Origin of the sequence: Bacillus massiliglaciei, assembly GCF_900098925.1 — a bacterium.
Taxonomy (GTDB): Bacteria; Bacillota; Bacilli; order Bacillales; family DSM-1321; genus Peribacillus; species Peribacillus massiliglaciei.
In genome coordinates, this window is the sequence record NZ_LT622352.1 from 86,399 (window position 1) to 106,883 (window position 20,485).

Annotated in this window: 19 protein-coding genes and 1 pseudogene; 3 read left to right on the plus strand and 17 right to left on the minus strand. The window is 45.4% G+C overall.

Annotated elements, in window-relative coordinates; translation table 11 throughout:
• Positions 1 to 75: 75 nt before the first annotated feature.
• The gene (locus tag BQ4305_RS01870; RefSeq protein WP_110926198.1) at positions 76 to 915 is read right to left on the minus strand and encodes an SAM hydrolase/SAM-dependent halogenase family protein; all 840 of its coding nucleotides are present in this window, start codon (positions 913 to 915) and stop codon (positions 76 to 78) included.
• A 161-nt stretch (positions 916 to 1,076) separates the two neighbouring features.
• Positions 1,077 to 1,802 carry a MerR family transcriptional regulator gene (locus BQ4305_RS01875; protein WP_110926199.1) on the minus strand — a complete coding sequence of 242 codons (726 nt, stop codon included), beginning with the start codon at positions 1,800 to 1,802 and terminating at the stop codon, positions 1,077 to 1,079.
• 299 nt (positions 1,803 to 2,101) lie between these two features.
• On the opposite strand from BQ4305_RS01875, the gene BQ4305_RS01880 reads away from it, so the two are divergent.
• Together BQ4305_RS01880 and BQ4305_RS01885 are read left to right on the plus strand one after the other, a co-directional pair.
• On the plus strand, positions 2,102 to 2,371 hold the full coding sequence (locus BQ4305_RS01880; protein WP_110926200.1) for a CD3324 family protein: 270 nt from the start codon (positions 2,102 to 2,104) through the stop codon (positions 2,369 to 2,371).
• 182 nt (positions 2,372 to 2,553) lie between these two features.
• Positions 2,554 to 3,204 carry a FusB/FusC family EF-G-binding protein gene (locus tag BQ4305_RS01885; protein ID WP_110926201.1) on the plus strand — a complete coding sequence of 217 codons (651 nt, stop codon included), beginning with the start codon at positions 2,554 to 2,556 and terminating at the stop codon, positions 3,202 to 3,204.
• A gap of 223 nt (positions 3,205 to 3,427) precedes the next feature.
• Here the strand turns inward: BQ4305_RS01885 and BQ4305_RS01890 are convergent, their stop codons facing one another.
• The 12 genes and pseudogenes from BQ4305_RS01890 to gnd all read right to left on the minus strand — a co-directional run bounded on the left by BQ4305_RS01890 (position 3,428) and on the right by gnd (position 16,172).
• A complete protein-coding gene (locus BQ4305_RS01890; protein ID WP_110926202.1) occupies positions 3,428 to 4,396 on the minus strand; it encodes a sugar phosphate isomerase/epimerase family protein in 969 nt (322 codons plus the stop codon).
• A gap of 42 nt (positions 4,397 to 4,438) precedes the next feature.
• A complete protein-coding gene (locus BQ4305_RS01895) occupies positions 4,439 to 5,479 on the minus strand; it encodes a Gfo/Idh/MocA family protein (RefSeq protein ID WP_110926203.1) in 1,041 nt (346 codons plus the stop codon).
• Between the two features lie 16 nt (positions 5,480 to 5,495).
• Positions 5,496 to 6,518 (minus strand): Gfo/Idh/MocA family protein, encoded by a 1,023-nt coding sequence (locus BQ4305_RS01900; RefSeq protein WP_110926204.1) that lies wholly within the window; start codon positions 6,516 to 6,518, stop codon positions 5,496 to 5,498.
• A 14-nt stretch (positions 6,519 to 6,532) separates the two neighbouring features.
• Positions 6,533 to 7,258, minus strand: coding sequence for a ThuA domain-containing protein (locus BQ4305_RS01905; protein ID WP_110926205.1), 726 nt, complete (start codon positions 7,256 to 7,258; stop codon positions 6,533 to 6,535).
• A 235-nt stretch (positions 7,259 to 7,493) separates the two neighbouring features.
• On the minus strand, positions 7,494 to 8,528 hold the full coding sequence (locus BQ4305_RS01910) for a LacI family DNA-binding transcriptional regulator (protein WP_110926206.1): 1,035 nt from the start codon (positions 8,526 to 8,528) through the stop codon (positions 7,494 to 7,496).
• 46 nt (positions 8,529 to 8,574) lie between these two features.
• Positions 8,575 to 9,399 carry a carbohydrate ABC transporter permease gene (locus BQ4305_RS01915; protein ID WP_110926207.1) on the minus strand — a complete coding sequence of 275 codons (825 nt, stop codon included), beginning with the start codon at positions 9,397 to 9,399 and terminating at the stop codon, positions 8,575 to 8,577.
• Positions 9,399 to 10,259 carry a carbohydrate ABC transporter permease gene (locus BQ4305_RS01920; RefSeq protein WP_110926208.1) on the minus strand — a complete coding sequence of 287 codons (861 nt, stop codon included), beginning with the start codon at positions 10,257 to 10,259 and terminating at the stop codon, positions 9,399 to 9,401. Before BQ4305_RS01920 ends, BQ4305_RS01915 begins: the two co-directional genes overlap by 1 nt.
• Before the next feature lie 177 nt (positions 10,260 to 10,436).
• A complete protein-coding gene (locus BQ4305_RS01925; protein WP_110926209.1) occupies positions 10,437 to 11,720 on the minus strand; it encodes an ABC transporter substrate-binding protein in 1,284 nt (427 codons plus the stop codon).
• 482 nt (positions 11,721 to 12,202) lie between these two features.
• Positions 12,203 to 13,021, minus strand: a complete 819-nt coding sequence (locus tag BQ4305_RS01935) for an SDR family oxidoreductase (RefSeq protein WP_110926211.1) — start codon at positions 13,019 to 13,021, stop codon at positions 12,203 to 12,205.
• A complete protein-coding gene (locus BQ4305_RS01940; RefSeq protein WP_110926212.1) occupies positions 13,018 to 13,497 on the minus strand; it encodes a 2-thiouracil desulfurase family protein in 480 nt (159 codons plus the stop codon). The genes BQ4305_RS01935 and BQ4305_RS01940 overlap by 4 nt, the downstream gene beginning before the upstream one ends.
• A gap of 144 nt (positions 13,498 to 13,641) precedes the next feature.
• Complete coding sequence (gntK, locus tag BQ4305_RS01945) at positions 13,642 to 15,192, minus strand: gluconokinase (protein WP_110926213.1); 1,551 nt, start codon at positions 15,190 to 15,192, stop codon at positions 13,642 to 13,644.
• Between the two features lie 83 nt (positions 15,193 to 15,275).
• A pseudogene (gene gnd, locus BQ4305_RS01950) lies at positions 15,276 to 16,172 on the minus strand (phosphogluconate dehydrogenase (NAD(+)-dependent, decarboxylating)).
• A 201-nt stretch (positions 16,173 to 16,373) separates the two neighbouring features.
• Here gnd and BQ4305_RS01955 point away from each other — a divergent pair.
• Positions 16,374 to 17,219: a MurR/RpiR family transcriptional regulator gene (locus BQ4305_RS01955; protein ID WP_110926214.1), complete on the plus strand. Its 846-nt coding sequence runs from the start codon at positions 16,374 to 16,376 to the stop codon at positions 17,217 to 17,219.
• Positions 17,220 to 17,515: 296 nt separating this feature from the next.
• Here BQ4305_RS01955 and BQ4305_RS01960 read toward each other — a convergent pair whose 3' ends face one another.
• The 3 genes from BQ4305_RS01960 to BQ4305_RS01970 all read right to left on the minus strand — a co-directional run bounded on the left by BQ4305_RS01960 (position 17,516) and on the right by BQ4305_RS01970 (position 20,339).
• Complete coding sequence (locus BQ4305_RS01960; RefSeq protein ID WP_110926215.1) at positions 17,516 to 17,779, minus strand: hypothetical protein; 264 nt, start codon at positions 17,777 to 17,779, stop codon at positions 17,516 to 17,518.
• A gap of 107 nt (positions 17,780 to 17,886) precedes the next feature.
• A complete protein-coding gene (locus BQ4305_RS01965; RefSeq protein ID WP_110926216.1) occupies positions 17,887 to 19,239 on the minus strand; it encodes a GntP family permease in 1,353 nt (450 codons plus the stop codon).
• Positions 19,240 to 19,544: 305 nt separating this feature from the next.
• Positions 19,545 to 20,339, minus strand: a complete 795-nt coding sequence (locus BQ4305_RS01970; RefSeq protein WP_110926217.1) for an ABC transporter ATP-binding protein — start codon at positions 20,337 to 20,339, stop codon at positions 19,545 to 19,547.
• Positions 20,340 to 20,485: the final 146 nt, after the last annotated feature.

Sequence of the window (20,485 nt, forward strand, 5' to 3'; positions counted from 1 at the left end):
CAAACTGGAAACAGCCAGTTTTTACTATAGCCTCATTATACTATAGTGGTCCTTGTTAGTGGGATTCGTATCCCTTTATTCCTTTCGGATGGTGATCTTCCAGTCGCTCCCAGTCCCGATCTTATGTATTGAGGCGAATGACCGCTGATTGATGGCCGCTGCCAGATTATCCAATGAATTTATGTAAAGAAGCGGCTTCCCTACCGGACTGTCCGCAAAGGAGCGGCCGTATTTCATGATGCCGCCATAAACCTCCCTGCCCTGATGCTCGATGATGACCTGAAAGGAATCCCCATGTTCTGCTCCCATGCTTCGAAAAAGGGTCCGCGGAATATTCGTCCATAGGTTTCCAAACCGGACATCGAGAATCTCGATGGTCCCGGCAGCCTGGTTCCGCTCCCGCACCGCTTCCTCCAGCGGAAGTTCCACAATCGAGTCGGGGCTGATTTCAGGACCAGCTTCTTCAAAGGAAATAACACCTGAAGCAAGCCGGGCTCCTGTAAAGGCATAGACATCCCTTCCGTGAAACGTATAAGACTCTCCCGAACGCGGCAGGCGATTGACGGTTTCGTCGATGATCCTGGCTGCCACAATGCCGGTTCTTTTTTTCAGATGTGTCAGTGTTCCATTATCCGGGGTGATGATATATTGTCCTGCTGCCGTTTGAGCGACAATGCTTCTGCGATCTGATCCCACTCCAGGATCTACTACAGAAACAAATACGGCCCCTTCCGGCCAATAAGACACGGTTTGAAACAGCCGGTAGGATGCCTCCCAAATGCTGAAAGGCGGGATATCATGGGTGATGTCGCTGATTGTAAGAGTTTTTTCCACCGAAAGTGCCACACCGTACATGGCACTGACCGCTCCGTCGCTTAAGCCAAAATCCGATTGTAAAACCAATATGTTTTTCATGAATGCCCTCCGCCTTCCCATATTCTGCTTTCAAATCAAAGTCCTTACTATATTTCGATGTCGATTGGCTCTTTTCCTATATGCCGCTGATGAAAATCTTCCATAGCTCGGTGACCACATAAAAAAACCTATCAAGGCAGCCTTAATAGGTTCTTCACTCATTATTGGTGTGTATCTGCGTAAACAGCCATAGCCTTCCGCATAAAAGACGCTAACCCTTCACCGTATTTATCAATGGTTTTAGTGAATCGTTCGTCATCTGTGTATATTTCTCCTAACCCTTTAAAAGCCTGAAGGGAATAATTCCCTATCTGGTTTAAGAACTGATACCACTCCTCGATCCCTTCTTGAGCCTCTTTTGAATCAGGCGGAAGATGGCGGAGTGCGGCAAGGTTTCGGTAGATTTGATTCCATTTTTCCTGATCGGAAACCGTCATGTTTTTCGCTTTGTCATTTGCTTCTTCGACCGCTCGATCCCCCCATTTTTCCCTTGCTTCTTTTTCATAGGGATTGCTGCTGAAATCAAAGCCTTCGAATTTCTCTTGGTTGGACATGTGGATGTCTCCTTTCAAATGATGAATCGATTTTTCGATGGACACAATCATCTTATCGAGCCTCCTCTTTTTTTCCAGAAGGATTTTATGCTGCAGTTCCAGCGCTTCCTTCCTGTTAAAGGCGGGACTGTCCATAATCTCCATGATTTTCTTTAAAGGGAAGCCAAGTTCTTTAAAATATAAAATTTGCTGCAGGGTCTCCAGGTTTTCTTCCGAATATACCCGGTAGCCAGCCTCAGTTGTTTCCTTGGGACGTAACAAACCAATTTCATCATAATGATGCAGGGTCCTTACACTGACCCCCGCTAAATCAGCAACTTCCTTCACTTTCATCCTGTTCCCCCCTTCACCCATTACTTTAAAGGATCACGCAGCGTGAGAGTCAATCCTCCAAAAACTATTCCATTGCATAATCTATCCGATATAATGATAACTATATCAAAGGGGGTGCTTACAGTTGGAGAATCATAGAAGATTGTCTGGTACTTCTGCCACTCATGCAAAGCCTATTATTGGAAAGGCGATACTTTGCATGGGGCGAAACATTTCATTTTATCGCTGAACAAGCTTTTTTTCTAATAGTGTGGCTTTGCACCTTATTTTTTCAAAATCAAAATAAGGAGCGGGCACAAATGAAATATACGAATGCAAGTCATGTTTTACCTGAAAAGCTCATCATGGAAATCCAAAAGTATGTTCAGGGGGAAACCCTTTATATCCCTAAGCCAGAAACGGCATATAAGAAATGGGGATCGTCAAGTGGAGGAAGGCAAATTCTTGACCGCCGTAATGCCGCCATCCGAGAGTCCTTTCAAAACGGCAGCACGATTGATCAGCTGGCTGATGAATATTACCTTTCAGCTGAGACGATTAAAAAAATTGTTTATACACATAAAAGATAGACAGAGGACCGTTTAGAAATTTTCTCTTTTATAATCAAAAGCCAAGAAGAGCCTTTCCATAGTGGGAAGCTCTTCTTTTTAGATGGGGATGTATGTAAAAAACGGTTCTAACTCATTTTAGTTATATTAGAGATTCACGGTATGGTTTAAAATAAGGACAAAAATGATAGGAGCTAACTGGGATGACTGAACCATTCATAAAAAATGAACAGCTGAATTTTATTGGGAAACAGATTGCTTCGATAAAAGACAGCGCTAAAAAGAACGTGCCTCCAAACGTATTGGCGGCTGTAATCGATTTAGCTAATGCCAATATCCTGGAACTCTTTCCCGATGCCACACCGGCTCAACAAGACATGCTTGATGCTGCCGGACTGAAAACAGATAAAGAGTTTGAACAATATATGCAGCGCCTTTCCGATTATTTGCTGCCTTTTCCAAGGCTTACTGAGCAGCAGCTGAAAAAAATGTTTCCCAAACAAAAAAAATTAAAGCTGCCTGATTTAACAACTATAGACCATAACCGGCTGACCTATTTAAGCTGGAATGATCTCAGATCAAATAAGAAATTTATCGTATATGAGCTGGAAGGAAAGCTCGTTGGCATTGAATGTGTATTTTCACCAACCAGCAAAAAAAATTTTTGTTCCTTCTGTCATAGCTTTGGCGAGGTTTCCTATTTTTCTACCGTCACAAAGGCAAAAAAAGCAAAAAATCCGGATTATTACAAAGCCATCGGCAATCTGATTTGCACGGACAGCATCGAATGCAACAAAAAAATAACCAGTACAGAGTATATAACAGCCTTTCTTAAAGACTCACTGGCGATGTGACCATTTACACTTTATGGGCTCCAACAGTGTATTTACAAACAATTATAAAGGTGCATTCCGGTATCATGGAATGCACCTTTTTTCCTCCGTGTAAAGTTTTATATACATTTTGTCAGGTTATATTTACATTTTTGAAAAATTTGGTGTTAGCGCCAATTATCATTAAAAAGCTGTAAAAAAAATAGGCCCTGTGTCAGGACCTAATCGAAATATTGAACTTGTCCTATACCCACCATAATTCTGTCGGATTATCTTTGATCAAAATCGAATTTAGATTTTTCACGGCCCGCTGGAATCCTTCTTCTATCGACATTAAAGGATCCTCATGTTCAATGCTGACAACATAATCATAGCCATACGTTCTAAGAGCGCTCATCATGTCCGACCATTCCTGAAGACTGTGTCCGCATCCAACCGACCGGAAATTCCAGGCACGTGTCTGAATTTTCCCATATGGCTGCATGTCTGTCAGGCCGTACATATTGATATTGTCCTGATCGAGAAATGTGTCCTTTGCATGGAAGTGATACAGGGCACCTGCTTTACCCAATATTTTAATGGCGCCGACCGGTTCAATCCCCTGCCACCACATATGGCTTGGATCCAGGTTGGCTCCGATGGCATCGGATGTAGCCTCCCTCAGTTTCAGCAGTGTATATGGCGTATGAACCAGAAAACCGCCATGCAGTTCCAGGCCAATCTTAATATGATGCTGTTCCGCAAGCGCCGCAATCTCTTTCCAGTATGGAATCAGCTTTTCTTCCCACTGCCATTTCAACACATCGCCGTATTCATTCGGCCAAGGGGCAACCGGCCAATTCGGATATTTGGCTCCTTCATGGTCTCCTGCTGTGCCTGAAAAAGTGTTCACAACCGGAACTCCCATCAGGGCAGCCAGCTTAATGGTTTTGACTAATGTTTCATGGGATTCTTTTGCAAATGCTTTGTCAGGTGAAATGGGGTTGCCATGGCAGCTGAACGCACTGATGGACAGCCCCCTTGATTCAACAGCTTCCAGATAGGTCTTTCTTTTCTCTTCGCTTTCCAGCAATTCATCCAGCGGACAATGCGCATTGCCCGGATAGCCGCCCGTACCGATTTCTACTGTATTCAGTCCTGATTTTGCTACATAATCCAGCATATCCTCAAAGGATTTCTGGGAAAAAAGGACGGTAAAGACTCCTAGCTTCATACTGTCACCTCATCTATTTTGTCTAATATCGGGCAGAATCAGTCAGTTCATGCTGACGACGCTGCCGCTGGCGGAACTTTGATAGATCGCTTCAATGATTCTGGATACTTTCATGGCTTCCTGAGGTTTGACGAGCGGATCTGCATAGCCTAAGCAGCTGTCAATGAAATTCTCGGCCTGCTGCAGGTCCGGTGTATCTTCTCCCGGCATCCAGACGGCTTCACTGTTCAGGAGCATGCCATGCTTTGCCTGGTTAAGAACCAATGGAAACACGTCAAGACCGCCCTGAGTTCCTGAAAGGCTGAGCACGGTTGCTTCTTCCCGGATATTGGCCGCCCAGGATGTTTCAAACAGAAGGGAAGCCCCGTTTTTGAACTTAATGTACGCTGTGGCATGGTCATCCACTTCAAACACCGATGCGTCGAAATTGCCCCAGAGGTTGACCTGGTCTACACCTTTACTGACATAATTATATGTCGAGCCTACGACTTCAATCGGTTCCGGATCATCCATCAGCCACAAGGCTAAATCGAGCAAGTGGCAGCCATAGTCAATGACGCTTCCGCCGCCTTGCAGTTCTTTGTTGGTGAATACTCCCCAGTTCGGAACCTTGCGGCGGCGCAAAGCCTGAACCCGGGCTACATACGGTTCACCAATTTCATTCGCCAGGATCATTCGTTTGGCAGACTGCGCTTCCTTCATGAACCGGTAATGATAGGCAATCGATAAGACTTTGCCTGATTGGTTTGCCGCCCTTGTGATCGCTTCACACTCTTCGGCGGTAATGGCCATCGGTTTTTCACAGAGAACATGAACGCCGGCCTGCAGCGCAGCAATGGAGATTTCGGCATGGAATTTATTCGGGGTCGTAATGGTCACCGCATCGACCTCCGCAAACATATCCTGATAATTCGTAAACACTTTCTCAATATGGTACTTCCGGGCAACTTCTTTGGCTTTTGCTTGATCAATATCATGGACGGCATACAGCACAACTTTATCCTGCAGCTTCTGGAAAGCAGGAATATGTCTTTTCTGAGCGATTCCTCCAGCGCCAATGATACCCATTTTCAATTTATACATGATGATTTAAACCCCTTTATAAGCGGACATTTTTTCCTGCTGCATTGGATTCCAATGCACCAAGAATGACCTTCAACGATTTCATTCCTTCTTCACCTGATACCGGCGGAACAGTATCTTCCAATACGCTGCTGACAAAATGGCTAATGACTTCTGAATCAAATTGCCCGCCTGTCTCATTCGTTTGAATGCCACCCAGCTTAAACGTCTCTGTTTTACCATCTTTATGATGGACAATCAGCGAGTATTCAGGATCATCTTCGAGCCGCAACGTTGCTTTTTCGGCAAAAATTACGGTTGCATTGTCTTCTCTTACATAAGACCAGCTGGCGGCCAGCGTTCCGATAATGCCTGAAGCTGTACGAAGCAGGCATACAGCATTATCATCGACAGTGGCATTCTCCTTGGCACTTGTCTCGATGAAAGCGGAAACCTCGGTGAATTCCTCGCCAAGCAAGTAACGCAGCAAATCTGCTTTATGAACGCCCAGGTCTCCCATTGAGCCAATGATGGCCTGATCCTTCTTGAAGAACCAGCTGTCCTTTCCGTCTACACTCCAGGTTTCCGGCCCTGAATGGCCAAAGGTTGTGCGAAAACTGTAAACCTTGCCTGCCTTCCCGCTTTCAATCAGTTCTTTTGCTTTTTGATGGGACGGCACAAAACGCTGATTGTGGCCAATCATCAATTTCTTCCCGTTTCTCTCGGCGGCTTCTATCATTTTCTTCGCATCCTCCACAGTCGCGGCCATCGGTTTTTCGCAAAGAACGTGTTTCCCTGCGTCCAAAGCGGCAATGGTCATCTCCGCATGGAGGTAATTCGGTGTACATACACTGACTGCTTCGATGTCTGGATCTTTCAGTAATTCCCTATAATCAGTATATGCCTTGGCATGATATCTTCGTGCTGCTGCATCCGCCCGATCGGCGACAATATCAGCAACAGCAATGATTTCTGCCTCTTTGTGAAATTCATACTCCGGGAGGTGCCTGTTATTGGCGATGCTCCCGCATCCAATCACGCCAACTTTCAATGTACGCATTGCATTCTCTCCTTTTATTCATCTCTTGCTGACAGAGATTCTAATGGTGATGAGTTTCCATAATACGGACGGGCTTTATCCGCAGGCTTCGCCCATTCCACTGCATTTTCAATCACTTTCTGTATATGAACATGATGGTAAGTCGGATACGTTTCATGGCCCGGCCTGAAGTAAAAGATTTTTCCGTTTCCGCGCCGGTACGTAAAACCGCTCCGGAACACTTCCCCGCCTTCAAACCAGCTGACGAAAATCAGTTCATCCGGCGCGGGGACATCGAAATGCTCGCCGTACATTTCTTCGTGCTCCAGTTCGATGTATTCCCCGATCCCTTCTGCAATAGGATGGCTTGGATCAACGACCCACAGCCTTTCCTTTTCTCCTTCTTCCCGCCATTTCAGGTCACAGGTGGTGCCTGTCAGTTTCTTAAAAAGCTTCGAGAAATGTCCTGAGTGAAGAACAATCAGTCCCATCCCCTCCAGGACGCGCTGATGAACGCGGTCGACAATTTCATCGCGCACTTCCTCATGAGCCATATGCCCCCACCAAAGAAGGACATCTGTCTCTTTCAAAACTTCTTCCGGCAGGCCGTGCTCCGGTTCATCCAGAGTAGCTGTCCTAACCTCATGCCCTTTTTCCTTCAAAAAGCCCGCAATTGTTCCATGAATGCCATTTGGATAAACTTCTGCCACTTTAGGATGTGTTTTCTCGTGCCGGTTTTCATTCCATACTGTCACTTTCATTAAGTAAGCACCTCGCCTAATTTAGTCCTATGAAAGAATATCTATAGTTAGTTATACCTCTTTTATCCCAACGCAAACGTTTGCGTTTTCACACATGGCTTATTATGAAAAAAAGGAAGGGGCATGCATATCTGCTCCACACTTCCAGTTATTGTTTATGAAAATGGATTCCACTCTATTGTAAATTGATAGATTTGAAAATCAAGACATTTTTTACAAAAACTTTCAACAAAATTCATTTCGATTGTGAGATGACTGTCTGATGGGATTCTCTTTTGATGATTTTTGTTGGGATTCGGACACTTTTCTCCATGATTTTCGGGTCCAGAATCAATTCGCACACGCATTTTGCTGCTTCATAGCCTAATTGATAGGTGTGGACATCCATCGTTGTTACCGGCGGACTGGTCAGCTCGGCAATCTCCGAATTGTTAAAACAGACGACGCTGACCTGTTCAGGCACTTTGATCCCTTTCTCCGTCAAGGCTCCTAACAGGATAACGGCATACAAAATATCCACCGCTACGAAAGCGGTAGGGAATTCAGGCAGAACCAGCAGCTCCTCCAAAGCCTGAATCCCCTCCTCGCGGTTTAAGGAAAGCAGCTTCACGTACCCCTCCGGCAATGAAATTTTCGATTTTTCCAGTGCCTCATGATAGCCCCTTAGCCGGTCGCTCACGACTTCATAGTCCAGACTCCCTCCAAAATAAGCAATCTTTCTGTGACCGAGTCCGATCATAAAATGGGTCAGGTCCCTGGCCGCCTTCACATTTTCATTATCAATAAAGGTAATGCCGCCCGTTTCCGTACCCGGTTTCCCAATCAGGACAAAAGGAAATTGCTGCTCCAGCAGATAAGGGACGACTTTATCATCTTTTTTCGAATATAAGACAATCATGCCGTCCACCCGCCTGCCCTGCACCATTTTCACGACATCTTCATAAATCGCTTCTTCCGATTCCCCGGTCGTCAGTGACAGGCTGTACCCTTCCATATGGCAAAAGGCGCCGATCCCCCTGATCACTTCCGGGAAAAAGGGGTTCCGCAGTGACTCTTTTGCTGAGTTTTTCATGACGATTCCAATGGTCTTGGTGGACTTGGTCACTAAATTGCGGGCATTTGCATTCATATGGTACCCCAATTCCTGCATGACCTTTCGGACTTTCCGCTTTGTCCTTTCACTGATGCTCGGACTGTCATGTATGACCCGCGAAACCGTCGAGGGAGCAACGTTCGCTTTTTTGGCAACATCCTTTATGGTGATTGACATATTTCCTCTACACTCCTTGCCGTGTTTCTCTAAAATCGTAATAGGCTTATTTTACAGCACCGTCTGCAATCCCTTTAATAATTTGTTTCTGTGCAAAGAAATAGCCGACGATCACCGGGATGATGGAAAGAGTCAGACCGGCAAGGGCCAAGTGCCACTGTTTCGTATACTGCCCGAAGAAATAGAATAATTTTAGCGGAATCGTTTCGGCCCCGTCCGCTGTGCCCAGCACGAGTGAAGGAAGAAGGTAATCATTCCAGATCCAGATGACATTCAGGATGCCTACGGTTATGGACATCGGTTTCAGGAGCGGGAAAATGATGTACCAAAAAATTTGGAATCGGTTGGCACCGTCGATTTTAGCTGCTTCATCCAGTGACTGCGGAATTCCTTTAAGTGTCCCATGATACAGAAAAATGGACAGGCTGCAGCCAAATCCGAGATACATGAAGATAAGTCCCGCCTTATTCAGCATTCCAAACTGCCCGAATTGCGCGACAAGCGGAATCATTACAGACTGGAAAGGGATCAGCATTGCCGCCACGAAAATAAAGAACAGCAGGGAACTGATTTTGCTTTTATTCCGGGACAGCGCATACGCGGCCATCGCCGAGAACACAATAATCAGGGCGACACTGACAATTGAGATCAACAGAGAATTGAACAGAGTTCTCAGAAAATCCAATTGCTCAAAGGCCTGTGTGAAATTTTCAAATGTGAATTCTTTCGGAAGCCCGAGTGTATCAGCAAAAATATCCTGCTTTGTTTTAAACGCATTGGCAATCATCAAGTAAAAGGGGGTAATCCACACTAATGCCAGTACAATGCCGATCAGTTCGATAAGACGCAGTTTCCACCACTTTCTCCTCATTACAATTCGACCTCCCTTTTCTTATTGAAGTACACCTGAAGCAGAGAGACAATCGCAACGATGACAAAGAAGATAACCGCTTTGGCCTGGGCATAGGCCATTTCATTATCGGTAAAAGCTGTTCTGACAATATTCATGGCCACCATTTCCGTAGAGTTATACGGTGCCCCGTTTGTCAGTGACAGGTTTTGGTCATAGATTTTAAAGGAATGGGACAGTGTCAGAAATAGACTGACGGTAAAGGCGGGCGCAACAAGCGGAAACGTGATATGGCGGAAGCGCTGGAATCCATTCGCCCCGTCGATTTCGGCCGCTTCAAGCAAATCTTCCGGAACCGCCTGCAAATATGCGATATAAATGATCATGATGTATCCCGCCATCTGCCAAGAAGTCAGGATCACGAGTCCCCAAAAGCCGGTGCCTGTCGTCGAAAGCCAGCCGTTCAAGCCTTCAATGCCCGTCACATCTCCAATAGCTCCAAACACTTTGATGAAAATAAACTGCCAGATAAATCCTAAAATCAAACCGCCAATCAGGTTCGGCATGAAAAAGACAGTCCTGAGCCAGCTGCTCGTTTTTATTTTCGAAGTTACAATCAGGGCCAGGCCAAGGCCAATCACGTTGATCATGACAATAGCCGCCACGGAAAATTTAATCGTAAACCAGAAGGAACTCATAAATCGCTTATCTTCAAACAGATCGATGAAATTCTGCATGCCGACAAAGTCAAGCCGTCCCAGTCCATTCCAATTCGTAAAAGAATAATAGAAACCGAATAATAAAGGGATGATGACAACCAGAATGAGAGCGGCAAGCACTGGGGTTAAAAACAGCCAGTAGGCCCAATCACGATTTCGCAAAGAAAACGCCCTCCTTATGATGTAATAAACAGCTATTTATAAATCATTGTTCTTGATTCTGCAAAATCTTACAAAATACGAAGCCAAGCTTTTAAAAAGGGCAGCCAACCATCCGGGCAGGGACCTCCCCTTTTCCCCAGCGGTTAGCTGCCTCCTCCCTTGCCTGCTGTCGTTCTTTTATTCTTCTGCTTTCTTCTCCCATGTATCTATATTCTCCTGCACCAATTCATCCCAAGTGGATTCACCGGATACATACTTTTGGACAGTAGCCCCTAAATCTTCATTCCAGCCGACTGGATAGCCCATCAATACCCATCCAAGTGTATTTCCTTCTTGTGAGTATTTATAGATTTCCTTGGAAAGCGGATCGGCAATTTTTTCTGAATCATAGCCCTCATAAGCCGGGATGAATTTGAACTCTTCAAGGACAGCCTTTTTCCCTTCATCAGAGGTATACAGCCAGTCAAGGAATTTCTTTGCTTCATCCTGAACCTCTTTATCTACCTTGCTGTTGACCGCCCAGTAGTATGGAACCCCGACAGGCATGGCTGATTGATCGCCATTCGGGATCGGGATGATGCCGATTCCTTTTTCCGCAAGCTCCGGATCCATGTCATAGATTGTATTGTAAACCCAGTTTCCCTGCTGGATGAAAGCCACCTTCTCTAACGAAAACAGTTCTTCCACCTGCTGGGAATAATCAAGACTTGCCGTTGGCTGGACAGAATATTTGTTTTGGAGATCGACCATCTGCTTGAAACGGTCACTATTCGTAAATTTAACCGTTTTTGCTTCGCTTGCCTTCATGACATCCCCATCAAATTCAGGAGCAAGGAATACATTGGATAAATGATTGCCTGTCACCCATTTTTCCTTTACCGGGTACGCGAATACTGCATCAATCTTCAATTTCTTTTTCTCTGCATCAAGTTTCTTGACCGCTGCTTCCAAGGCGTCATAGCTTGTAAGCGTTTTAGGATCAATTCCTGCTTCTTTCAAAATCCGTTTATTATAAATAAAGCCGTATCCTTCCTGGTTGAACGGCAGGCCGAGAACCTCGCCATCCATGGATACGCCGTCCAATGTTCCGTCCAGCGCTGCATCGGCCGCTTTTGTATCCTTCAAATCGATCAGCCGGTCTCTAAATTGCTTGACATCTGTCGGTCCTCCAATATTAAAGATGGCCGGTTCTTCACCTGAGGAGAATTTGGCCGTAATGGCCGACTTATAATCATTCCCTCCGCCTACAGTCGTTATTTTCAAATCGACATCCGGATGCTCTTTTTCATATTGCTCGGCAACCGCTTCAAATTGCTGTTTGAACTCTACTTTAAATTGGAAAATTTCGAGCGTTGTCTTATCTCCGCCATTTCCTCCGGTCGAAGAAGAACAGCCCGCCAATAATAGACTTGATACCAATGCAGTGGACAATATCCCTTTTACTAGCTTGCTTCCTTTCATCCTCTCACTCTCCCAATCTTATTTTCTTATGCAACTTTAAGAAAACGTTTGCGTGTACTAAGGAAAAATAAGGCCCTAATCATGCCCTAACAAAGTGTTAAGTCTAGGTCCTCCTTCACCTCCTGAAAAGCTCGTTTGAAATCGCTTACAATCACTTTCATTCCTATATTACCATTATTGTAAAAAAGAAACAATTGAGAAATGTATGAATTTTACATATTTAGGAGGAAAGGACCACATGCAAAAAAGACGAAAACTGTTGCATGTTTTCGTCCTTCCGCTGAATTCCGCCGCCTGCATCCTTTATGAGAAAATGATTATAAAACAATTTTTCCGCAAATCGTTGCGCAGAAAAACAGCTGATATTTTGCTTTTAGGGATTCCCTATTACGCGGTGCAATGCTTGCGGAAGCCTCCTGAATCGGCTTGAAATCGTTGGCAAACACAAGCCTTTAGACCTAGGTTTCAGCAAAGCCGCTCCCCTATTCCATCTTTTTAATGGCGATCCGTTCAATCAGACTCCAGGGAATGAACCGTTTGAGGATGGAAAGCTGACGCGCTCCCTTCCCGACTGGATAGCGCAATTTAGGAGAGCTTTCTTCCGCTATCTTCGCCACGAGCCGGGCAACCTCTTCTGGATTGCCGGCACCAAGCGCTGACGCCTTTGCCTGCTCGATAATGTTCCGTTTGAAAGCATCTTCCCCTGCCTCAATTCCGCCCAGTCCCTTTTCCCATATATTTGTTTTATAAGAGGACGGCTGGATCACAGATACATACACTTGTCTTGGCAAAAGCTCCAAACGAAGGCTTTCGCTGAGTCCTTCGACGGCGAATTTAGAGGATGAATAGGCGGACAGGCCAGGGAAGCCAATGATGCCGCTGACGCTTCCCATATTGATAATCTTTGAAGGGGCCGCTGCCTCTAATAAGGGCAGAAAAGCCTTCGTCACCTGAAACATTCCGAGAACATTCGTATCATGCTGGGCCCTCCAATCCTCCGAAGTGAGATCCGTCACAAATCCCCCTTGGGCAAATCCCGCATTATTGACCAATACCGAAAGACGGCCATATTTCCCCGTCACATAAGCAGCCGCTTCCCTGACCTGCTGCAGATCAGTTACATCCAGCTGTACAATGTCCAGTTCGCCGGACAGGCCCCTTTCAGACAGGGCCTTTTGCAGAGCTGCCTGATTATCCGGGTTTCTCATGGCCGCGAGAACCCGATATCCTTCTTCTGCTAAACGCACGGCCGCCAGCATGCCAAAACCGCTGTTAGCGCCGGTGACAAGTGCAAGTTTCATAGTATTTCTCCTTTGGTGTTATGTAATGAAGCTATAAATTGTTCTTCCGAGATGACCTGAAAACCGTTTATTTTGAGTAAGGCAGACGTCACACCATTTCCCGCAATTTTACGCCCGTTAAAGGTACCATTATAAATCACGGAACTACCGCATGAGGGACTATTTTCTTTGAGTACGACAAGGGAAGCGTGAATTTCATTCGCTATTTTTAAGGCAGCATACGCCCCTTTTATGTAAAGTTCCGTTACATCCTTCCCGGATTGTTCAATCACTTGAGCTTTCCCATTCAGGACATCCTCTCCATCTCCTCCTGCGATTTCTGCAGGTTCCCTCGGAGTAGTAAAACCGCCAAGCAATTCAGGACAAATCATTGCCGCTTTTTGTTCTTCAACTAACTTCTTAATCCGATCATCTAAACGATGTGTGCCATTATACCTTACTTCCAATCCAGCTAAACAGGAACTGACTAAAATCATTACAAGCATCCCTCCCATAATCCAGACTTTTATCTTATATGTATTATACTAAACTGTTATCTTTTATCTCCTATTATCACACTGTTTTCTGCCCACAGAAGGCATAAAAAAACCCACAGAATAACATCCTGTGGGTTCCGTGTTTCAAGACTTTTTTTGCACCCGCTTCTGCTGGAATGAGGCAATGCTTTCGTACTCTTCTTCCAGAAGCCGTGAAAGCCTGATATAAATCGGGATTAACTCCTGATACACTTCTACACAGCTTTCATTCGGCTGATGATGATGGTTCGCTCCGACCATTCCTGCTACTACATCGAGTGATTCTACTTCACCAAGGCCGTACAGTCCTAGAATCGCTGCGCCTAAGCAAGAGCTTTCATGGCTTTCCGGAACATACACTTCTTGGTTGAAAATATCAGCCATCATCTGCCTCCAAAGTTCAGAGCGGGCAAATCCTCCCGTTGCCTGAATCTTAACCGGTTCCCCGATCAGCTCTTTCAGGGCAAGCAGTACGGTATACAGATTGTAAATGACACCTTCGAGCACCGCGCGGATCAAATGTTCCTTCTTATGATGAAGTCCGAGTCCAAAGAAAGAGCCGCGCGCATTGGAGTCCCATAACGGAGCCCGTTCCCCGGCCAGATAAGGATGGAAAAGCAGGCCGTCCGATCCCGGGTTAACCCTCGCCGCAATTTCCGTCAGGATTTCATAAGGGTCCCGTCCTAGCCGAAGGGCTGTTTCGACTTCAGAAGAACCCAGTTCGTCACGCGCCCATCTGAAAATCATTCCGCCATTGTTGGTCGGTCCCCCAATGACCCAGTGATTCTCCGTCAGCGCATAACAGAAAATCCGTCCTTTCGGATCGGTTACCGGCTTATCCGTCACTGCCCTGATTGCACCGCTCGTACCGATTGTCACAGCAACGACTCCCGGTTCAATCGCATTCACTCCAAGATTAGAAAGAACACCGTCGCTCGCTCCAACTACGAAAGGCGTTTGCTCGGAAAGCATCATTTCCTTGGCAAATACCGGGTTGATCCCTTTCAGGCTGTATGTAGTCGGCACCGGTTCAGAAAGCCGTTCTGCTGTAACGCCAGCGACTTTGAGCGCCTCCTCATCCCAGGACAGCGTCTGGAGATTGAACATCCCGGTTGCTGAAGCAATCGAGTGATCGATGACATACGCATTAAACAGCTTCAAGAAAACATATTCTTTGATGGAAATAAACTTATATGTCTGGCTGAACAGCTCCTGCTGTTCATGACGCAACCATGTCAGCTTGGAAAGCGGTGACATCGGATGGATCGGCGTACCTGTTCTCAGGTAAATCTCATGGCCGTTCCATTCATTTTTGATTTTCTCAGTCCAGGCGGCACTTCGGTTATCAGCCCAAGTGATGCATCTCGTCAGCGGCATTCCCTCTGCATCGACCGCAATCACACTGTGCATGGCTGAACTGAAAGATACGCACAGCACATCTTCAGGAGCGATGCCGCTCTCTTTCATAATGTTTCTGATTGATCCAACAACTGCAGAGAAAATCTCATCCGGATCCTGTTCTGCCGTTCCCGGAACAGGGGCATACAAAGGGTATTCAATGCCTGAACTGGCTGCAATCTCTCCATTTTTCCGAAACAATACGGACTTCGTGCTGGTTGTGCCAATATCCACACCAATTACATATGCTTCCTTCATCTCTGTTTTCTCCTCTCAGCAAGCAGGCCTTAAATGCCGGCAGAATCGGTCTCCGCTGTCATTTAAAGCCGCTTTTTTGTTATTTATTTTTTTGTGACGCCGTGACCGCCGAATTCGTTCCGCAATGCGGCTACCACTTTCCCTGTAAACGTATCATCTTCCAATGATCGATATCTCATCATCAAGGACAATGCAATGACCGGTGTAGCCATTTGAAGGTCAAGCGCGGTTTCGACCGTCCACTTTCCTTCTCCGGAAGACTGCATGATCCCGCGAATTCCGTCAAGCTTCGGATCCTTCGAGAACGCATTTTCCGTCAATTCCATCAGCCATGACCGGATGACTGAGCCATTGTTCCACACTCGGGCCACCTTTTCATAATCGAAGTCAAACGGACTTTTTTCCAGCAAATCAAAGCCTTCGGCAATAGATTGCATCATTCCGTACTCTACACCATTATGAACCATTTTCAGGAAGTGGCCGCTGCCGCTTTCCCCGGCATATAAGTATCCATTTTCCACACAGATATCCTTGAAGATCGGTTCAATCGTCTCGAATACTTCCGCATTTCCGCCAATCATCGTACAAGCGCCATTACGGGCTCCTTCCATGCCGCCGCTTGTACCGACGTCAAAGAAATAAATGCCCTTTTCCGCAAATTCACCGGCTCGCTGAACGGACTCTTTATAATGCGAGTTACCGCCTTCGATGACGATATCGCCTTCCTCTTAAAGCCCTTTTAATTCCTCAAGCACACTTTCCGTTACTTTCCCGGCCGGAACCATGACCCAGACAACCCTTGGCGTTGGAAGCTTTTCGACAAGCTCCTGAATCGTATGGGCGCCCGCTGCTCCCTTTTCCGCAATGTCCTTAACAGCCTGTTCATTTACATCAAATGCTGTCACTTCATGCTGATGATCCAGCAAATTCATAGATAAATTAAAACCCATTTTCCCTAAACCAATTAATCCTATATTCATGAAGGAAACCCCTTTGTTGAAAAAATTTTTCACAATAAATAAATTATACGAAAAATATTTTCTTTTTGCAATCGTTTTCAACTTCATTCTTTCACTACTTTTCTTATGATATACTTCAGATACATATAGAAAGTGAAACCGCCGGCAGACAGGGGTAAACCCGTCTGAACAGGTGATTATTCGGACAAAGGGGTAAATTTCATGGTACAAAATTGCCTGGGTAAAATACGGAGCTATTATGCGCGGTTTAGTGAAAAAGAAAAAAAGATTGCCGATTACATCCTGAATTCTCCGGACAAAATCATCCACAGTACAATCAATGAAGTGGCAGAAGACCTGAACGTCGCCGATGCTACCGTATTCAGATTTTGCAAGCGCCTCGGGTTCAAAGGCTATCAGGCCATGAAAATTGCGCTCGCTTCAGAAATTATCTCACCGATTCAGGAGATCCATGAAGAAATCAGCGAAACAGATGATGAAATCACAGTCGCCAAAAAGATTTTCAAATCCAATATCCGGACATTGGAAAACACACTGCAAATTTTGCATGAACCTGCTTTTCAAGAAGCGGTCCGCATCATCCGGCAGGCGGAAAAGCTGAACTTCTTCGGCACTGGCGGCTCAGCAGTCATCGCGATGGATGCCTACCATAAATTTGTAAGAACAGGCATTCCTTCCTTTGCCTTTCTCGATTCGCATTTTCAATTGATGGCCGCTTCCCAGCTGACAGACAGAGATGCGGCGATTGTCATTTCGCATTCAGGTACCAACAAAGACACTCATAATATTTTACAGGTAGCAAAAGAAAACGGAGCCAAAACGATCGGGATTTCCAGCTTTCCCAAATCCCCGATCAGCACGGATTCTGATGTCGCCCTGTTCACAAGCTCTGAAGAAACCGAATACCGCTCAGAAGCCCTCGCTTCCCGAATCGGCCAGCTCAGTCTGATTGATGCCCTGTATGTCAACATCATGAAACACAACAAAGAAAAGGCGCAGGAATCCCTGAGCAAGGTGCGTGACGCCATATCAGGAACAAGAGTATAAATCTATTAAAAAAGGCTGACAGATTCTTCTTCAGCCTTTTTTTACATCACTGATATAGATTTATAGTAAATTTCACAGGCTCCTAAAATTCTAAGATTCCAACTATTATTAATGATAAAACCATACTTAATAACAAAGATACAATCCAATCTCTTTTGGCTGTCATTTTAAACATTATATTCCAAAAGGAACTGATCACGATTACGATCAGAAAAACAAATAAAAGCTCAACAAATTTGATCTATCTAAAATCTCCCCTATTTGTTTATTCCTTCTTAACTGCCACTGTTTGTATTTTACCTTCCTAAAAAAAAGATAAAACAGAAATAATAAACCGCTGTAACCGCCAGTTTCCCTTTCGAATGTCTGCTTTTCCAGCCCATCGAAAGACAGATAATCGTGAAGATTCCCCATGCTCCAGCATCTAATAACTGCTCACCGACCATATGATACTCTCTAAGCAAAAGAATCGTGATTGCCATCCCCGTCAGAATCATGAAAAAAATATTTTCTGTTCCTTTGAAATGTTTGGCGAAAAGGCTGCTCTCTTCTGTGTTCATAAAGCAAACTCCTTTTTACATAATTTTACCATAAAATTAAAAACCTTTTATACCAGAAATAAAAAAAAGTCTGCCGGAACAGCCGGCAGACTTCTAGTAAGCATGGGTTATACAAATAGGTCAAGAACCATAATCAGGGCAAGTGCTGCGACAGAGATAATCGTTTCAAGCGCAGTCCAGGTCAGCAAGGTCTCCTTAACAGACATGCCAAAGTATTCTTTGATCATCCAGAAGCCTGAGTCATTGACATGGGAAAGGATCAGAGAGCCCGCTCCTGTCGCCAATACAAGAAGCTCCAGGTTTGCTCCAGGCATAACTGCTGCAATCGGCGCGACGATACCTGCTGCTGTCATCATGGAAACAGTGGCAGAACCGGTAGCGACTCGGATCATCGCTGCAATTCCCCAGCCAAGCAAGATCGGAGAAACATTGGAATGCTGTGCCAAATCAGCAATATAATCACCAATTCCGGAATCAAGCAAAACTTTGTTGAAGGCTCCGCCCGCTCCGATAACCAGCAAGATCGATGCTGTCGGTCCAAGACAGTCATTCGTGAATTTCAAAATAGTTTCACGGTTCAAGCCTCTGAAGAAACCAAGGCTGAAGAAGGAATAAACCGTCGCAATCAAAAGGGCAACCACAGGGTCCCCTGTGAACTTCAGCGTTTTATAAAGACCGCTGCCGCTGTCCAGTGCAAGGTCAGCAACAGATGCCGCAAGCATGAGAATAACCGGAACAAGCACGGTAAATAAAGTGTTGAAGAAACCAGGAAGTTCAGAGCGGTCTTTTGGTTCTGTCAGCTGTTCGCCCATTTCTTTCGGAACATTTTTATGAATCCGTTTTCCAATCCAGCTTCCATATAGAGGACCGGCAATGATTGCTGTCGGAATACCGACAATCAAGGAATAAAGAATCGTTCTGCCGACATCGGCATTAAAGATTCCAACCGCTGCCATTGCAGCCGGATGCGGAGGTACAAGGCCATGGACGACAGAAAGCCCGGCCACCAGCGGCACCCCGATTTTGACAAGTGATACGCCAGTTTGTCTGGCAATTGTGAACACTAATGGAATTAACAGCACAAAGCCAACTTGGAAGAATACCGGAATCCCCACAATAAAGCCAACGAACATCATCGCCCAATGGACATTCTTCTCTCCGAAACGGCCTATCAGGGTCTGGGCAATCCGTTCTGCCCCGCCTGATTCTGCCATCATCTTTCCAAGCATTGTTCCTAAAGCCAAGACAATAGCCAGGAATCCAAGGGTGTTGCCCATTCCGGCTTTTATAGAATCAATGATTCCCGGAGTTTCGGCCGGGTTATCTGAAATAAGCGGCATTCCTGTCGCAAGACCGACACCGATCGCCGTGATAATCAGCGCAACAAACGGATTAAGTTTGGCTACTGTAATCAATAAGAGCAATACAATAACTGCTGCCAGTACAATTAGTAGTAACATAATAATTCCTCCTGTATGTATTATATCGTTCTATTTCTTAAATGAATCTCACATTGAAAGCACTTACAATTGAATCGATGTCTAAATTATATGAAATATTTTTTCTTAAATCAATATAAATAGAAAAATATTTTTTAAATTTAAGTGAACATAGAGTGAATGAATGCTATTTTTCCAGCAAGAAAAAGTAAAAGATGCCGGATTCCCCCACTCTTAGCCTATCTCTTACAATGACAGACCAAAACTTGCCTCGAAAAGAAAAAGACTGCCAGCACAGCTGACAGCCTCCAGAAATCTTCTCTATTTCAGACCGTTTCCTTTAAGAGATTATAGGTCACACACATCGGTTTATTTGTCCGGGGATCCCGCCCGATTTCAGCATCAATTTGAAAGACCTCCCGTAATACTTCCTGCTGCATGACTTCCTCACAGCTGCCGGCTTTCACAATTTCGCCTTCCTTCATCGCAATGAGATAATCGGCAAAGCGGGCAGCCTGGTTCAAATCATGCAGGACCATAACAATGGTCCTTTGCTGTTCGCGATTGAGCTTTTGGAGCAATTCAAGCACTTCCAGCTGGTGGGCCATATCCAAATAGGTAGTCGGCTCGTCCAGGAAGATGATATCCGTTTCCTGTGCAAGGGACATCGCAATCCATACACGCTGCCTTTGTCCCCCTGACAGAGAGTCCACTGGACGCAGTTTGTAATCCATGGTCCCCGTCACCTCGAGCGCCCAGTCAATGACATCATAATCCTCTTTCCCCAAGCGTCCGAAGCCTTTTTGATAAGGAAACCGTCCATATGAAACAAGTTCTCCGACCGTTAATCCGCTTGCGCTTTCCGGGGTTTGCGGCAGGATGGCCATTTTCCTTGCCAGCCGCTTCGTGCTTTCTTTGGAGATATTTTCGCCATCCAGAACGACTGTACCGGATTGCGGGGCGATGATTCTCGTGATGGCCTTTAACAGCGTCGATTTCCCGCAGCCATTGGAGCCGATGATTGTGGTAATTTTTTTATCCGGAATCGATACATTGAGGTTCTTCACAATCGTCTGTTCCCCATATCCAATGCTTAACTCCTCCGTGTACAGGCGAACCATTTGGCTTCCTCCATTTCTTATCTATATTCCTATCTTTAGCGTCTAATTTTGATAATGATTCTCAGTTCCAAACATTCTAATGATATAATCACTTCGTCCTATTGTCAATCCTTTTGCTGTCTATCGACTCTTCAAAGGACAGCCCT

Coding starts and splice junctions, on each gene's coding strand:
- BQ4305_RS01870 (WP_110926198.1), bottom strand. CDS start 915: ATGAAAAACATATTGGTTTTACAATCGGATTTTGGCTTAAGCGACGGA.
- BQ4305_RS01875 (WP_110926199.1), bottom strand. CDS start 1,802: ATGAAAGTGAAGGAAGTTGCTGATTTAGCGGGGGTCAGTGTAAGGACC.
- BQ4305_RS01880 (WP_110926200.1), top strand. CDS start 2,102: ATGAAATATACGAATGCAAGTCATGTTTTACCTGAAAAGCTCATCATG.
- BQ4305_RS01885 (WP_110926201.1), top strand. CDS start 2,554: ATGACTGAACCATTCATAAAAAATGAACAGCTGAATTTTATTGGGAAA.
- BQ4305_RS01890 (WP_110926202.1), bottom strand. CDS start 4,396: ATGAAGCTAGGAGTCTTTACCGTCCTTTTTTCCCAGAAATCCTTTGAG.
- BQ4305_RS01895 (WP_110926203.1), bottom strand. CDS start 5,479: ATGTATAAATTGAAAATGGGTATCATTGGCGCTGGAGGAATCGCTCAG.
- BQ4305_RS01900 (WP_110926204.1), bottom strand. CDS start 6,518: ATGCGTACATTGAAAGTTGGCGTGATTGGATGCGGGAGCATCGCCAAT.
- BQ4305_RS01905 (WP_110926205.1), bottom strand. CDS start 7,258: ATGAAAGTGACAGTATGGAATGAAAACCGGCACGAGAAAACACATCCT.
- BQ4305_RS01910 (WP_110926206.1), bottom strand. CDS start 8,528: ATGTCAATCACCATAAAGGATGTTGCCAAAAAAGCGAACGTTGCTCCC.
- BQ4305_RS01915 (WP_110926207.1), bottom strand. CDS start 9,399: ATGAGGAGAAAGTGGTGGAAACTGCGTCTTATCGAACTGATCGGCATT.
- BQ4305_RS01925 (WP_110926209.1), bottom strand. CDS start 11,720: ATGAAAGGAAGCAAGCTAGTAAAAGGGATATTGTCCACTGCATTGGTA.
- BQ4305_RS01935 (WP_110926211.1), bottom strand. CDS start 13,021: ATGAAACTTGCACTTGTCACCGGCGCTAACAGCGGTTTTGGCATGCTG.
- BQ4305_RS01940 (WP_110926212.1), bottom strand. CDS start 13,497: ATGATTTTAGTCAGTTCCTGTTTAGCTGGATTGGAAGTAAGGTATAAT.
- gntK (WP_110926213.1), bottom strand. CDS start 15,192: ATGAAGGAAGCATATGTAATTGGTGTGGATATTGGCACAACCAGCACG.
- BQ4305_RS01955 (WP_110926214.1), top strand. CDS start 16,374: ATGGTACAAAATTGCCTGGGTAAAATACGGAGCTATTATGCGCGGTTT.
- BQ4305_RS01960 (WP_110926215.1), bottom strand. CDS start 17,779: ATGAACACAGAAGAGAGCAGCCTTTTCGCCAAACATTTCAAAGGAACA.
- BQ4305_RS01965 (WP_110926216.1), bottom strand. CDS start 19,239: ATGTTACTACTAATTGTACTGGCAGCAGTTATTGTATTGCTCTTATTG.
- BQ4305_RS01970 (WP_110926217.1), bottom strand. CDS start 20,339: ATGGTTCGCCTGTACACGGAGGAGTTAAGCATTGGATATGGGGAACAG.